The sequence below is a fragment of the Lysinibacillus sphaericus genome (assembly GCF_015844675.1).
GTDB classification, from domain to species: Bacteria; Bacillota; Bacilli; order Bacillales_A; family Planococcaceae; genus Lysinibacillus; species Lysinibacillus sphaericus_E.
Genome location: NZ_LDGC01000025.1, coordinates 17,180 through 32,467 on the forward strand (window position 1 = coordinate 17,180; position 15,288 = coordinate 32,467).

14 protein-coding genes are annotated in these 15,288 nt (G+C 37.0%); 11 read left to right on the top strand and 3 right to left on the bottom strand.

Translation table 11 applies throughout. The features are described 5' to 3' along the window. Positions 1–11: 11 nt before the first annotated feature. Positions 12–785 (bottom strand): DeoR/GlpR family DNA-binding transcription regulator, encoded by a 774-nt coding sequence (locus tag ABE34_RS08235; RefSeq protein ID WP_197141669.1) that lies wholly within the window; start codon positions 783–785, stop codon positions 12–14. Positions 786–932: 147 nt separating this feature from the next. Here ABE34_RS08235 and ABE34_RS08240 point away from each other — a divergent pair, with 147 nt between their 5' ends. The 5 genes from ABE34_RS08240 to phnX are packed head-to-tail and all read left to right on the top strand — an operon-like array spanning position 933 to position 6,201. Then, positions 933–1,685 (top strand): ABC transporter ATP-binding protein, encoded by a 753-nt coding sequence (locus tag ABE34_RS08240; RefSeq protein WP_197141672.1) that lies wholly within the window; start codon positions 933–935, stop codon positions 1,683–1,685. Beyond that, a complete protein-coding gene (locus tag ABE34_RS08245; protein ID WP_197141674.1) occupies positions 1,678–3,342 on the top strand; it encodes an ABC transporter permease subunit in 1,665 nt (554 codons plus the stop codon). Before ABE34_RS08240 ends, ABE34_RS08245 begins: the two co-directional genes overlap by 8 nt. After that, positions 3,305–4,288, top strand: coding sequence for an extracellular solute-binding protein (locus ABE34_RS08250; RefSeq protein ID WP_197141676.1), 984 nt, complete (start codon positions 3,305–3,307; stop codon positions 4,286–4,288). The genes ABE34_RS08245 and ABE34_RS08250 overlap by 38 nt, the downstream gene beginning before the upstream one ends. A 15-nt stretch (positions 4,289–4,303) precedes the next feature. Then, positions 4,304–5,398, top strand: a complete 1,095-nt coding sequence (phnW, locus tag ABE34_RS08255) for a 2-aminoethylphosphonate--pyruvate transaminase (RefSeq protein ID WP_197141677.1) — start codon at positions 4,304–4,306, stop codon at positions 5,396–5,398. Further along, positions 5,395–6,201: a phosphonoacetaldehyde hydrolase gene (phnX, locus tag ABE34_RS08260; RefSeq protein ID WP_197141679.1), complete on the top strand. Its 807-nt coding sequence runs from the start codon at positions 5,395–5,397 to the stop codon at positions 6,199–6,201. Before phnW ends, phnX begins: the two co-directional genes overlap by 4 nt. A 124-nt stretch (positions 6,202–6,325) precedes the next feature. On the opposite strand, the gene def is transcribed toward phnX, so the two are convergent. Continuing rightward, positions 6,326–6,883 (bottom strand): peptide deformylase, encoded by a 558-nt coding sequence (gene def / locus ABE34_RS08265; RefSeq protein ID WP_197141681.1) that lies wholly within the window; start codon positions 6,881–6,883, stop codon positions 6,326–6,328. Between the two features lie 395 nt (positions 6,884–7,278). Here def and pdhA point away from each other — a divergent pair, with 395 nt between their 5' ends. The 5 genes from pdhA to ABE34_RS08290 all read left to right on the top strand — a co-directional run bounded on the left by pdhA (position 7,279) and on the right by ABE34_RS08290 (position 13,212). Then, complete coding sequence (pdhA, locus tag ABE34_RS08270) at positions 7,279–8,394, top strand: pyruvate dehydrogenase (acetyl-transferring) E1 component subunit alpha (protein WP_079559703.1); 1,116 nt, start codon at positions 7,279–7,281, stop codon at positions 8,392–8,394. A gap of 3 nt (positions 8,395–8,397) precedes the next feature. Next, complete coding sequence (locus ABE34_RS08275; RefSeq protein ID WP_197141683.1) at positions 8,398–9,375, top strand: alpha-ketoacid dehydrogenase subunit beta; 978 nt, start codon at positions 8,398–8,400, stop codon at positions 9,373–9,375. Between the two features lie 47 nt (positions 9,376–9,422). Next, on the top strand, positions 9,423–10,766 hold the full coding sequence (locus tag ABE34_RS08280; protein WP_197141685.1) for a dihydrolipoamide acetyltransferase family protein: 1,344 nt from the start codon (positions 9,423–9,425) through the stop codon (positions 10,764–10,766). Between the two features lie 5 nt (positions 10,767–10,771). Then, positions 10,772–12,187, top strand: a complete 1,416-nt coding sequence (gene lpdA / locus ABE34_RS08285; RefSeq protein ID WP_053483451.1) for a dihydrolipoyl dehydrogenase — start codon at positions 10,772–10,774, stop codon at positions 12,185–12,187. Positions 12,188–12,429: 242 nt separating this feature from the next. Continuing rightward, positions 12,430–13,212: an SDR family NAD(P)-dependent oxidoreductase gene (locus ABE34_RS08290; protein ID WP_197142047.1), complete on the top strand. Its 783-nt coding sequence runs from the start codon at positions 12,430–12,432 to the stop codon at positions 13,210–13,212. 169 nt (positions 13,213–13,381) lie between these two features. Here ABE34_RS08290 and ABE34_RS25810 read toward each other — a convergent pair whose 3' ends face one another. After that, positions 13,382–13,513: an IS3 family transposase gene (locus ABE34_RS25810; RefSeq protein ID WP_197141687.1), complete on the bottom strand. Its 132-nt coding sequence runs from the start codon at positions 13,511–13,513 to the stop codon at positions 13,382–13,384. A gap of 225 nt (positions 13,514–13,738) precedes the next feature. Here ABE34_RS25810 and ABE34_RS08300 point away from each other — a divergent pair, with 225 nt between their 5' ends. Then, on the top strand, positions 13,739–15,244 hold the full coding sequence (locus ABE34_RS08300) for an SH3 domain-containing protein (protein ID WP_197141689.1): 1,506 nt from the start codon (positions 13,739–13,741) through the stop codon (positions 15,242–15,244). The last annotated feature ends 44 nt before the right edge of the window (positions 15,245–15,288 follow it).

Genomic DNA, 15,288 nt, shown 5'->3' on the forward strand with positions numbered 1-15,288 from the left:
TTTCGTGAAATTCATTCGGTATTTATGTTTGCGCTTACTATTTTTAACTGTACACCTTTATCCGTGAAATGATTGATTGTTTCCTTAGAGAGTCCATAATCTGTAATAATCATATTTACCGCATCTGCTGGACAAACTTGAATAGCGACATCTTTGTCAAATTTTGAAGAGTCAGCTGCTACATACACAGTTTGGGAAATGTTAATAATTTGTTTCCGGGTGATAGCCTCTTCTAAATTGAAATCTGAAATTCCTTTTTCAATCGACACCCCACTAGCACAAATAAAAGCTTTATTAATATTTAGATGATCGAAGCGGAAAAGGAAATCATTAGACGTTACAGATTTTTCAGAATGACGAACTTTACCGCCGATAATGATCACTTCGATAGTGGAGCCAATTAAATCAAAGGCTACGGGAAGTGAGTTTGTAATAACGGTTAACTTTTCTTTTTCTAATAAAAAAGGTGTCATTTGATATGTGGTCGTTCCACTATCTAAAAAAATACACTCCCCATCTTGTACTAAAGAAGCGCAAGCTTTTGCGATCGCGATCTTTTCTGGTAGCTGTTCATGAAATCGGTTATCCATCAATCCTTCAGCAGGTTCAATATATTTAACACCGCCATAAAACTTCTCCATTTTCTTATCTTGCACAAGCTGATGAATATCACGACGTATTGTTTCCATTGATACATTAAACTCTTTTGTAAGTGTTACTAATTTTACTACCTTATGTTTTCGGACAAATTGCAAAATATGCTGTTGCCTTTCTATTGTAAACATTGCACATCACCTCTACTAAATGATAATCAAAATGATCGTAACTTTGTCAACAATTGGTCTATATTTACTCAATATTTACACAAATCTACAATTCCCTTTACAAATTATCCCTATACTGAGGTTAAGAACTAAAGAGAGGTGACCAATTTGTTAGAACTAAAAAATATCTCGAAAAACTATAAAAATAAAAAAGTTTTAATGAATATAAATTTAAACATTCAATCGGGTGAAATAGTTTCGTTACTTGGACCGAGTGGTTGTGGGAAAACAACTTTACTCAATATTATTCTAGGTCTTACTCAACAAACGAATGGACAGCTTTTTTACAACGGACAAGATATCTCGAAACAATCTATGCAAGATCGAGGCTTTAATATTGTTTTTCAGGACTTTGCGTTGTTTCCGCATTTAAATGCTTATGACAACATCGTCTATGGTTTGAAAAATAAAAAAGAAGGAATGTCAAAAAAAGAGGTTCAGGAATATATAGACTTTTTAGAACTGACCCCACATTTACATAAAAAGATTCATGAGTTATCAGGTGGGCAAAAACAACGTGTCTCTATAGCTAGAACACTTGTGATGCAGCCTAAGATTTTATTGTTGGATGAACCGTTAAGTGCGCTTGATGGCGTGATAAAGGAATCGATTAAGGAACGTATTCAATCCATTGCTCGCCAATTTAATTTAACGACTATCATTGTCACGCACGATCCAGAGGAAGCTCTCACACTATCGGATAAAGTGCTAATTATTAATGAGGGAACTGTTTCGCAATTTGGAACGCCGCAAGAAATAGTAAATACACCAGAAAACCAATTTGTTGAAGATTTTATATTAAGACAGCTTCATATAAAACGTCATAACATTTATCAGCTATTTGGAGAATCGTATGCTTAAAACAAATAAAATAATGAAATTGATTTTTCTTCCGATTATTTTCTTTTTTGTATTCTTTTTAATTGTTCCGTTACTGTATATGTTTTGGCAGTCTTTAAAAAAGGGGAAGGCCATCACTATTCAAAACTATGTCGAAACATTGCAAAATGTGGAGATTCGAGATGCGTTTTTCAATAGTTTTCAAGTCTCTTTAATAGCAGCTTTGATCACGACGCTTTTAGCTTTTTTATTGGCCTATGCTGTTCATTTTACAACGATGAACCGTTTTACGAAAAAGCTTGTCCAAGTGGGTATTACATTACCAATGCTATTACCAACTATAACATATGGCTTTGTACTGATTTATACCTTTGGCAATCAAGGGATTATTACGAAGATACTTGGCCAGCCCTTGTTTACGGTCTATGGATTTAACGGTTTATTAATTGGTTATGTGCTGTATACATTGCCTGTTGCCTTTATATTAATGCAAAATTCTATGCAATATATTGATAAAAGGTTTCTACTAGTTTCCATGCTGATGCATGATCGTCCATACCGAAGATTCTATCATACAGTATTTCGTCCGATGCTAGGGACGGTTGGTGGGGCATTCATACTATCGTTTGTGTTAAGTTTTACAGATTTCGGGATACCTGCGTCAGTTGGTGGTAGCTACAAAGTTATTGCTACTGAGCTATATCAAGCAATGCTTGGCTCCATTGTGCATTTCGAGAGAGGTGCGGTGATTTCGATTTTAATGTTAGTGCCTGCGGTGCTTGGAGTTGTTATGTTAACGATTTTGGAACGGTTTAATTTTCACTATAAGCAAGTTTCTAAAAGTGACCTCGTTGTCCATCGTTTCCGTGATTTAATGTTTACTGTTTTCTCGATTGCTTGTGTAGGCGCAGTATTAATCATGTTTTCAACAATATTTATAGTACCTTTTACGAAAGGTTATCCATATGATTTCAGCTTTACATTTGAGCATGTGAAAAACGTACTAGCTGAACAGGGCTTGAAGCAAGTCTATATGAACTCGCTAATAGTGGCTGTTTTGACAGCTGTTTTAGGTGTGGCTGTAGCGTTTGTGTCCGCTCTGTTAAATGTACGAACACCGCTTAGAGGAAAGAAAAGCATAGATTTTGTTTCAATGGTTACGAATACTGTGCCAGGCATGGTACTTGGTCTTTCTTACTTGTTTTTCTTTAATGGGAGTTCCTTAAAAGGAACATTCCTCATCATTATTGCGTGTAATGTCGTTCACTTCTTTACAACACCATATTTAATGGCGAAAAATTCATTGCAAAAAATGGATCCGACATGGGAAGTGACAGCAGAGCTATTAAAAGATTCATGGTTGAAAACGGTTATTCGCGTTATTTTACCGAATATTAGACCTACGATTTATCAAATGTTTAGCTATTATTTTTTAAACGCTATGGTGACTGTTAGCGGGGTAATTTTCCTTGTTAGCACGAAAACGATGCTAGTATCGACACGTATAAAAGAACTTCAACATTTCGCAAAGTATACAGACATTTTTGTTCTATCGATTTTTATTTTATGTACAAACCTCATTGTGAAATTAGGTTGTGACTATATAGCAACACCTAAAGAAAAAACAAAGGAGCATAAAGATGAAAAAATCAACAATAATGATGTTAGGTACAGTTAGCTCAGCAATTGTTTTGGCTGCATGTGGAGGAGCGGAAGCGGGTTCAAACGATCAAGTTATTATTTATTCAAATGCGGATGATGAAGCAATTGACGTTATGGAAGCAACATTAGATAACAAGGGGTATAAAGGTAAATATTTAATCCAATCATTCGGAACGTCTGAACTGGGCGGGAAAATAATGGCGGAGGGGAAAGACATTGAGGCGGATGTCGTAACAACTGCTTCTTATTTTATAGAAAGTGCGCAAAAATCCAAATCCATGTTTGTAGATCTACCTTCTGATTTAAAGCCTTTAGATGATAGTTCTACATTTGCATTACCGATTTTGGGGAATATCGGCTCGATTTTTATTAATACGGATTTATTAAAACAACAAGATTTGCCAGTTCCAACATCTATAAAGGATTTAACAAACCCTGCCTATAAAGATTTATTGTCATTTCCTAATATTCTAGACTCGTCAACAGGTTGGTTGTTAGTGCAGGCCATTATTAATGAGTATGGAGAAAAAGAGGGTAAAGAAGTAGTAGCTGATTTAATCAAAAATGCTGGACCGCATATCGAAAGCTCGGGCTCTGGGCCTATTAAAAAAGTAAAAACGGGCGAGGTAGCTGTAGGGTTTGGTCTACGTATTCAAGCTATTGATGCTAAAAAAGAAGGGCTACCGATTGATTATATCGATCCAATAGAAGGTAACTTTACATTAACAGAATCAGTGGCTGTAGTAGATAAAGAGGGGGATGAAGCGTTAGCGCGTGAAATAGCCAAAGTAATCGCAACGGAGGCCCGCCCTGATTTATTGAAGCAATATCCTGTAGCTCTTTATGAAGGTGAGCAAGTAAATGAAGAGTATGTGCCTAAACATTTAAAGAAATGGGATACGACATTAACGGTAGACCTATTGGAAAAACATCAAGCTTTCTTTAAAGAAGCGCAAAAATAAGGAGATATTATTTTTATGAACAACTATAAATTGTTAACGCCAGGACCTTTAACGACAACTGCAGCAGTAAAACAAGAGATGTTAAAAGATCGTTGCACATGGGATGATGATTATAAAAGTGTCACACAAACAATACGTAAACAGCTTATAGAGTTAGCACAAGTGACAGAAACAGACTATACAACTGTTCTTATGCAGGGGAGTGGTAGTTTTGTTGTAGAATCTGTGTTAACAACTGCTGTTGGAGAGAAAGATAAAGTACTTATTATCACAAATGGTGCTTATGGTGAACGTATTGTTGAAATGGCAAAAGTGCTTAAACTACAGCACGCGGTCTATAGTGTTCCTTATAATGAACAGCCGTCACCACTCGAAGTGAAAGCGCTGTTGGAAAGTGATTCAACAATAACACATGTTGCTGTTGTACATTGTGAGACGACAACGGGCATTTTAAATCCTATTCATGAAATAGGAGGCGTTGTTAAAGAGTTGGATAAAACGTTTATCGTTGATGCGATGAGTAGCTTCGGTGGCGTACCAATGGATTTAAAAGCATTAGGGATTGATTATTTAATTAGTAGTGCTAATAAATGTATCCAAGGAGTACCTGGATTTGGGTTTGTTATCGCAAAGATTGAGGAATTAGAAAAGTGTAAAGGGCAAGCTAGAAGTGTTGCATTAGATTTATATAATCAGTGGGAAGTGATGAAACTAGATGGAAAATGGCGTTTTACATCTCCGACACATGTAGTAGCAGCTTTTGCGAAGGCATTAGAGGAGCTTGTGGAAGAAGGTGGAATACGTGCTCGTTACGAACGATATGCGAATAATAATCGTATACTTCGTACTCAATTGCAAGCACTTGGTTTTAACGCTTATATTTCAGAGGGGTTACAATCACCTATTATTACGACATTTTTATTTCCTTATGAAGGATTCTCCTTCGATCATTTCTATAATGCGATGAAAAAAGCAGGATTTGTCATTTATCCGGGGAAACTAACAGATGTGGATACATTCCGAATTGGCAATATTGGAGATATTCATGAAGATGATATGAAGACATTGTGTAAGGTAATCGAAAATTATATGGTGGTGATAAAAAAATGAAGATTAAAGCGATTATTTTAGATTGGGCAGGTACAACTGTTGATTTTGGTTGCTTTGCTCCTGTGAATGTTTTTCTTACAGTTTTTGAAGATGTGGGCATCAAGGTTACGCTAGAGGAAGCACGTAAACCGATGGGCATGTTAAAAATAGATCATATTCGTACAATGCTTGAAATGCCAAGAATTTGTGAAGCATGGAACGAAAAGTATGGACGAAATTTTACGGAAGAGGATGTCCACGCTTTATATATGCAATTTGAATCAAAGTTAATGGAATCTTTAGCGACTTACACGGATCCGATTCAGTATGTGACAGAAACGATACAACAATTAAAAGAAGAGGGTATTCGTATCGGTTCCACGACGGGATATACAGACTCGATGATGGAGGTAGTGACTCCACATGCAGCTGCTAAAGGATATGAACCTGATTTTTTAGTAACGCCTACTCAATTAGGAGATAAAGGACGCCCTTACCCATATATGATTTTTAAAAATATGGAGGCATTAGGTATTAAGGCGACGAAGCAAGTGGTGAAGATTGGTGATACAACTTCAGATATTCAAGAGGCTCTAAATGCAGGTGTATGGGCTGTTGGTGTTATTATTGGAAGCTCTGAAATGGGGTTATCTGAAGAAGAGTATATGGCTTTATCTGAAGAAGAGCAGCAATTTGCCATTGAAAAAACAGCAAGAATATTTAAAGAAACAGGTGCACATTATACGATTCGAACGATGAAAGAGCTCCCTGCATTATTGGGAAAAATTAATGAGCGTTTAGAACGAGGAATCGTAATGGCTTAAAGCCTCAGGTGAATGTTAGACTGATCCCGAAGTTAAAGTGTCAGATGAATTTCATAACGAGGCAAGAAAAAAGTAAACCCCGCAATTTAAAATAACTGCAGGGGTTTGCTTTCTTTTTGTGCGCCTAATCGCGCTCATATGGTGTAGAATTTGGAATTTCTGCAAATGGATTTTTTTCATTGATGCGGTCGTAAAACATAACGCCGTTAAGGTGGTCTAATTCGTGTTGGAAGGCTATAGCAGGCATTCCTTTTAGGCGCAATTTTTTCTCCTCACCGTCAACGGTTTTAAATTTAACTGTAACACGAGCATGACGTGGTACATAGCCTGGAACATTGCGATCTACTGAAAGGCAGCCCTCGCCTGTTGCAAGGTACGTGTTTTCTACTGAGTGACTAACGATTTTTGGGTTGATTGCTACAAAACTTAATTGTTCGCCATTCTCATCTGTTAAATGAAGGGCAAACATTCGATGGAGGCTATTTACTTGATTGGCAGCTAATCCAATGCCGCTACGTAGGTTATATTTATCTGCCATTTCGGGATCTTGGCTGTTTATTAAATATTGAAGCATGTTTTCTGCGAGTTGTTTTACTTCATCAGTTAAAGGGAATTTTACCTCCTCGGCTTTTGTGCGTAAAGTCGGATGACCTTCGCGAATAATATCATCCATTAAAATCATATATGAATCTTCCTTTCGACTTTGTAGAGTGTCTTACTTATAAGTATACATCACGTCTTAAAACAATCACATGAAAAAAACCTTATTTGAATATACTTAAAAAATTTTTCAATAGCTATTAGATTGTCTGAAACTGGGCATTCTACTATTGGTAATCATGTAGGAGGACGTAATAATTGAGTACCTTTAATATGTTGTTATAATACAGAAAATATTAATTAGTGGTACAGTATGAAACAGGGTTGTTTAATTGTTATGTTAGAAAAAATCTTTGTTTGTACGCGTAATATATGATTGACCGACAGTATTTTATTCAGTATACTGAGTGCAAAGAATAAGTTGTACTAGTTGAAACGGTGATTTATTTTAATACAGCTGAAAGGGAGATGTGACAAATGAGCAAGAAAAACAATAATATTTTTGATGCTAAACAAACGCTAACTGAAATCGAAGATAAGTTTGAAATGTTTCAAATTTTGAATGAAGAAGGCGAAATTATAAATGAAGAGGCAGACCCAAAGTTATCTGATGAGGAACTAGTTGAGCTAATGACGCGTATGGTTTATACACGTATTTTAGACCAACGATCTATCTCTCTTAACCGTCAAGGTCGCTTAGGCTTCTATGCACCAACTGCTGGGCAAGAAGCTTCACAACTTGCGTCACACTTTGCATTAGAAAAAGAAGATTGGATTTTACCGGGTTACCGTGATGTACCACAAATCGTATGGCATGGTTTACCTTTAGATAAAGCGTTTTTATTCTCACGCGGTCATTTTGCGGGGAATCAAGTTCCTGAGGGCGTAAACGTATTAGCACCTCAAATCATTATCGGTGCACAATATATTCAAGCAGCAGGTGTAGCTCTTGGTATTCAAAAACGTGGTAAAAAGGCTGTTGCAGTAACTTATACAGGTGACGGTGGTTCATCACAAGGGGATTTCTATGAAGGTATTAACTTTGCAGGTGCATTTAAATCACCAGCAATCTTCATTGTACAAAATAACCAATTCGCCATTTCAACACCTCGCGAATTACAAACAGCTGCAAAAACAATCGCTCAAAAAGGTGTAGCAGCAGGCTTACCAAGTATTTTAGTAGATGGAATGGATGCGCTAGCAGTTTACGTAGCAACACGTGATGCACGTGAGCGCGCAGTGAATGGCGAAGGTCCAACTCTAATAGAAACAATGTGCTATCGCTACGGACCTCATACAATGGCAGGGGATGACCCAACGCGTTACCGTACATCAGATACTGATAATGAATGGGCACAAAAGGACCCTCTTGTACGCTTCCGTAAATACCTTGAGGCAAAAGGTCTGTGGGATGAGCAAAAAGAAGAGGCTGTTATTGAGCGTGCAAAAGAAGAAATTAAAGAAGCAATCAAAAAAGCCGATGCTGCTCCAAAGCAAAAAGTAACAGAGTTAATGGAAAACATGTATAAAGGCGAAATGCCATCTAATTTAAAAGAACAGTATGAAATCTACAAAGAGAAGGAGTCGAAATAACCTATGGCACAAATGACGATGATTCAAGCAATTACAGATGCACTTCGTACAGAATTAAAGAATGATGAAAACGTTCTTGTATTCGGGGAAGATGTAGGTGTCAACGGTGGGGTATTCCGCGCAACTGAAGGCCTACAAAAAGAATTTGGTGTTGATCGTGTATTCGATACACCGTTAGCAGAATCAGGTATTGGTGGCTTAGCGGTCGGTCTTTCTCTACAAGGTTTCCGTCCGGTTCCTGAAATCCAGTTCTTCGGCTTCGTATATGAAGTAATGGACTCGATCAGTGGTCAATTAGCACGTATGAGCTATCGTAGCGGTGGTGTCTATAATGCACCAGTAACAATCCGTTCTCCGTTTGGTGGGGGTGTGCATACACCTGAAATGCACTCTGATAGCTTAGAAAGCTTAATGACAGCGCAGCCAGGTTTAACGGTTGTTGTCCCTTCAACACCATATGATGCTAAAGGTTTACTTATTTCATCTATTCGAAATGATAACCCTGTCATTTTCTTAGAACATTTAAAATTATATCGTTCATTCCGTGAAGAGGTACCTGAGGAAGCATACGAAATTCCACTAGGTAAGGCGGATGTAAAACGAGAAGGTAAAGATTTAACAATTATTGCCTACGGTTTAATGGTTCACGAAAGCTTAAAGGCAGCAGAGGAGCTAGAAAAAGAAGGTCACTCTGTAGAAGTAATTGATTTACGTACAATCCAACCAATTGATATTGAAACAATTATTGCGTCCGTTGAAAAAACAGGTCGTGCAATCGTTGTACAAGAGGCTCAAAAACAAGCAGGTATTGCTGCAAACGTAGTGGCTGAAATTACAGAGCGCGCGATTTTAAGTTTAGAAGCACCTGTACTTCGTGTGGCTGCACCAGATACTGTGTACCCATTCCCACAAGCTGAAGGTGTTTGGTTACCGAACTATAAAGATGTAATAGAAACAGCGAAAAAAGTTTTAACATTCTAATGTAACTTCTAAACTTGAAGGACAGCAAATAGAAAGGATGGGTACACATGGCATTTGAATTTAGATTACCGGATATTGGCGAGGGTATTCACGAAGGCGAAATCGTTAAATGGTTCGTTAAAGCTGGAGATACAGTAAAAGAAGACGATATTCTTTGTGAAGTACAAAATGATAAAGCAGTAGTAGAGATTCCGTCTCCAGTTGAAGGGACAGTAGAGGAAGTTTTAGTAGGAGAAGGCACAGTAGCAGTTGTTGGTGATGTCTTAATCCGCCTTGATGCACCTGGCTATGAAGATTTAAAGCTAAAAGGTGATGACCATGCTGAAGCGAAAACAGAGGCTCAAGTTCAGGCGACTGCTGAGTATGGTAAAGAAGTAGCAAAGGCACCTGTTGAAGTTGAGCAGGCTCCAGAGAAAACTCCTGAAAAGACTGAAACTGTTGTGGTAGCTGAAAATAATAAGCGTATCATTGCAATGCCTTCAGTTCGTAAATTTGCACGAGACAATGATGTGAATATTCGTGAAGTAAATGGTACAGGCAAAAATGGGCGTATTTTAAAACAAGATATTGAGAATTTCCTAAAAGGTGGAGGCGTTGTAGAGGCTGAAGCAGCAGCACCAGTGGCTAATGAAGAAGCTGTGCAGCAAGAAACAACTACGCAAGTAGCACCAGTAGTCCTTGAAGGTGAATTCCCAGAAACACGTGAGAAAATGTCGGGCATTCGAAAAGCGATTGCAAAAGCGATGGTTCACTCGAAACAAACGGCTCCACATGTTACACTAATGGATGAAGTCGATGTAACAGCTCTAGTAGCACATCGCAAAAAATTCAAAGATATCGCTGCTGAAAAAGGTGTTAAATTAACGTACTTACCATATGTAGTTAAAGCGCTAATTTCAACTTTACGCGAATTCCCAGAATTTAACCGCTCTTTAGATGATGCAACACAAGAAATTATTCAGAAGCATTATTACAATATTGGTATTGCAGCAGATACAGAAAAAGGCTTGCTAGTACCAGTTATTAAGCACGCGGATCGTAAATCTGTTTTTGCAGTATCAAATGAAATTAATGAATTAGCGACTAAAGCTCGTGAAAGCAAGCTTGCACCACATGAAATGAAGGGCGCTTCGATGTCGATTACGAATATCGGCTCTGCAGGAGGACAATGGTTTACTCCGGTAATTAATCATCCTGAAGTAGCGATACTAGGTATTGGTCGAATTTCAGAAAAACCTGTAATAAAAAATGGTGAAATTGTAGCCGCACCTGTGTTAGCATTATCATTGAGCTTTGATCATCGTATGATTGATGGAGCCACTGCGCAAAATGCTTTAAATCACTTAAAGCGTTTGTTAAGTGAACCAGAATTATTATTAATGGAGGCGTAACAAAAATGGTAGTAGGAGATTTTCCAATCGAAACAGATACTCTTGTCATTGGTTCAGGTCCTGGAGGATATGTAGCAGCAATTCGTGCAGCTCAAACTGGCCAAAAAGTAACAATCGTTGAAAAAAATGTACTTGGTGGTGTGTGCTTAAACGTAGGTTGTATCCCATCAAAAGCATTAATTTCAGTAGGTCACCGTTTTGAGCATGCTAAACATTCAGATGACATGGGTATCATCGCTTCTGATGTGAAATTAGACTTCTCAAAAGCACAAGCATTTAAAGACAGCGTTGTTAAAAAATTAACTGGCGGTGTTGAAGGCTTACTTAAAGGTAATAAAGTTGAAATTGTACAAGGTGAAGCTTATTTCGTTGACGCTCATTCAGTGCGTATCATCAATGGTGAATCTGCTCAAACTTACACATTTAACAATGTAATTATCGCAACGGGTTCTCGCCCAGTTGAAATTCCAACATTTAAATTCTCTGATCGCGTACTAAATTCTACTGGCGCACTTTCTTTACAAGAAGTACCAGGTAAATTAGTCGTTATCGGTGGAGGCTATATTGGTACAGAGTTAGGTTCAGCATATGCAAACCTTGGCTCACAAGTAACAATTATCGAAGGCGGAAAAGATATCTTAGCTGGCTTCGAAAAACAAATGACACAAATCGTGAAAAAAGGCCTTAAAAAGAAAGGCGTTGAAATGGAAGTAAACGCATCTGCAAAAGGCGTTGAAGAAACAGAAAACGGCGTAGTAGTAACATATGAAGTTGGCGGAGAAGAGAAAAAAGTTGAAGCTGACTACGTATTAGTAACTGTAGGTCGTCGTCCAAATACAGATGAAATGGGCCTTGCTGAAATCGGTGTTGAATTCGGTGAACGTGGTCTTATCAATGTTGACAAACAATGCCGTACAAATATTCCAAACATCTATGCAATTGGTGATATTGTAGCTGGTCCTCAGCTTGCTCATAAAGCATCTTACGAAGGTAAAGTTGCTGCTGAAGCAATCGCTGGTGAAAAATCAATCGTTGATTATTTAGCTATTCCTGCTGTATGCTTCACAGATCCAGAGATGGCAACAGTTGGTTATAACGAAGATGAAGCGAAAGCTGAAGGCATCGAGTACACTGCAGCGAAATTCCCATTCGCAGCAAATGGTCGTGCACTTGCATTAAACCAAACAGAAGGTTTCGTGAAACTTGTTGCGCGTAAAGAAGATGGCTTATTAATTGGTGCTCAAATCGTAGGTGCTGGTGCATCAGATATGATCGCTGAAATGGGCTTAGCTATTGAAGGCGGTATGACTGCTGAAGATATCGCGTTAACAATCCATGCTCACCCAACATTAGGTGAAATTACAATGGAAGCTGCTGAAGTATTACTTGGCAACCCAATCCATATTGTAGCAAAAAAATAATAAAGTTTATGAAAACGGCTATAAAGCATTTGCTTTGTAGCCGTTTTTTTGTATATTACATGCAATTTTGATAAAGTAATTATATCGAATGAATATTCTAAAAATACAGTTCGATTGGGAACGTATTACATACCGGATAGATTTCGTGTCCAATAAATCTAGTAATTGACTGCTAGATGTCCGAAAATGATAACGATGTTTATGAAAAAGGGAAGTTGATCAAAAAAACTGGGGTGAAAAAAATGGAACTAGGCTTAAAGGGGAAAGTAGCAGTTATTACAGGTTCAAGTAAGGGGATAGGCTATTATACAGCAATGCAGCTTGTAAAAGAGGGCGCGAAGGTCGTACTTTGTGCTCGTGGTGAAAAACAGCTTCAAGTGGCTGCTGGCTGTATTAAAAATGAAACAGGCGAAGAGGTATTAATTGTACCAACTGATATTACAAAAGAAAAAGATTGTAAGTACTTAATAGAACGAGCAGTAGAGCATTTTGGTCGCCTTGATATTCTTATTAATAATGCAGGTACAGCTTCAGCAAATCCATTTGAATCAGTTAGTAGTGAGCTATGGCAGGCTGATGTAGATTTAAAAGTGTTTGGTGCTGTCAATTGTTCAAAATATGCTGTACCTCATTTGCGTAAGGTTGGTGGCGGTGCAATAGTTAATGTAACTGCGGTAATGGCTAAAACACCACCGGCAAGCTCACTCCCTAGTACTGTAAGTCGTGCGGCAGGTCTGGCATTAACGAAAGCTATGAGCAAAGACTTAGGAAAAGATAATATACGTGTGAACTCTGTTTGTATTGGGCTTATTCGTAGTGATCAAATAGAGAAGACGTGGAAAGAGGCAGAACCCGAGCTATCGTGGGATGAGTATTCTCGTAAAATAGGTCAAGCAATTCCACTTGGTCGCGTAGGGGATACTCAAGAAGCGGCGAATGTCATTACTTTTTTAGTATCTGATGCCGCTAGTTACGTATCGGGCACTTCTATTAATATTGATGGTGGTTCTGGGCATGCATTATAAGTAATATTTTTTGAGAAAAGAATAGTTAGTAGGGTCTAAAATTTGATTGTAAATAGTTTTTAGACCCTTTCTTTATATTATGTATAGAAGTGGGTAGCTCAAAGGTATTGACTCTTTAAAGTTATAGTTTTTATTATGTAGCTAAATGGGCTGGCATGAGTTCGGTTTTTTACTGGACACATGCCAGCCATTTTATTTTAATACGTTCATTGTTATAGTAGTCGATGTACCGTTCAATTTTCTTCTTCAATTCTTCATACGAGATTAATACTTTAGCGTTATCTCTAGATTGAGTATACAAATGAGGTTTTCGAAAACCGCAATGTCTTCACATATCGCTTTTATTGTTGAATTTGATACTTAAACAAATCTCTCCTACTATAACACCTTGAAGCTAGATGTTACTTAAGACTTATGAAATAAATATATTTACCTGTAATTAGTCGATATTAAATAGCTGTAAAATTATTCATCTACTGGTATTTGAATGATATAATTGTTCGGAACGAATAAAGGAGGTTTTTTTTTGAAAAGAAATTTTTTAGTTTTTTTAATTATTACCACGGTTTTATCAGTCATTTTCAGCGGTGTAAACCCACAAGAAACAAAAGCAGCAACTGTACCAAACCTTAGCCCTAAAAATTTAACAAAAGAAGAAACAAGAGCATTGTTCTTTAGCACCCTAGTTTACTCAGAGCTTAGCAAATTTGAAAAAAGAACAAAATTAGTAGATATGAAGTTTGATGCGATAAACACTAAAAGTGATCCATTGCAAAATTTCAAGGATGAATGGAAGAAAATTCAAAAAGAGCATTACTACCCTTCTATGAAGGTAAGTGAGTTTATCAAATATAATGATTTAGAAAAATGGATATTAGATGATTATGTAAGTGATGATATAACAGGCTTTTTCGGGGCTGTTTTTAAAAATACAAAAACTGAAGAATATGTAATCGCCTTTAGAGGTACTTCTAACAGCGGGGATATCTCTAAAGATCTATCTGGCATTACTTCGGAACTGTATAATAGTCAAATGGATAATGCGAGAAGACTATTTGAACTGGTAAATCCAAAATATAAAGTTACTGCTACCGGTCATTCTTTAGGTGGATTTTTAGCAACTTCTATCACTTTGGAAAAAGGAATATCTTCTGTTGTATTCAACGCACCTAGTCCTGACGAATATTCAAATTTTGACAATGCAAACAGAAAGTTAGTAAAGACGTTTTCTATAAATCTTGATCCAATTGGTAAATATAACAGTCCTAAAAAAAAATCAAAAACAAATATTTATTATGACAAGAAAGATAATAAACCTGTCAATCCGGTAAATAGTTATCATAACATTTCAAATTTTTATCAATATGCAGACAAACCATTGTACGAAGTGACAACCGGAGTTATCTCCACTAACTTAAAGGAAGTCGAAGTTTTAGCGGGAGCAGGCACTAATTTTGCAAAGTTAGGTTCATTAAAGAACGGCACAAAAATTACGACCTATTCTCACGATATATATGGTTATTCTCTATTCAATTACGAAGGAAAAGAAGGATATGTTTCGAATCAATACATTAAAAATTTCAGTAACTTCGAACTATCTGAAGCTAAGAAAATAGTAGATGGACTAATCGGAATGCAAGATAAGATAAGACTTGGAGACACCTATTACTTCACAAAGTCACAAATAATTGATATCTTATCTCCTGGATTTACACTTGAATATATTAATAAATACATTAAAGAAGATATGATGCCTTGGGAAAATAAATATATATTTGGTGGCACTGATAACATTGCAGCAAATCCAAACACGATCTTTATTGATTCTTGGGTAGAAGATGAATACGTGAAAAAGCCTACTGTAGAATATTACCGTTTTAAAGGTAGTGAATACCTCTTTATTTCTCAATATCACAAACCTTACGACGGTATGATATTTTCACACAATGGATATTACGATAACCTGTATTTAATAAAAGAAAGTTCAAATTCTAATTGGAAAGCCTATGATATGAAACACCCAAAAAAATAATTAATAAAAGAGCACTTCCTAGTTGTTTAAAATGCTTAGGAAGT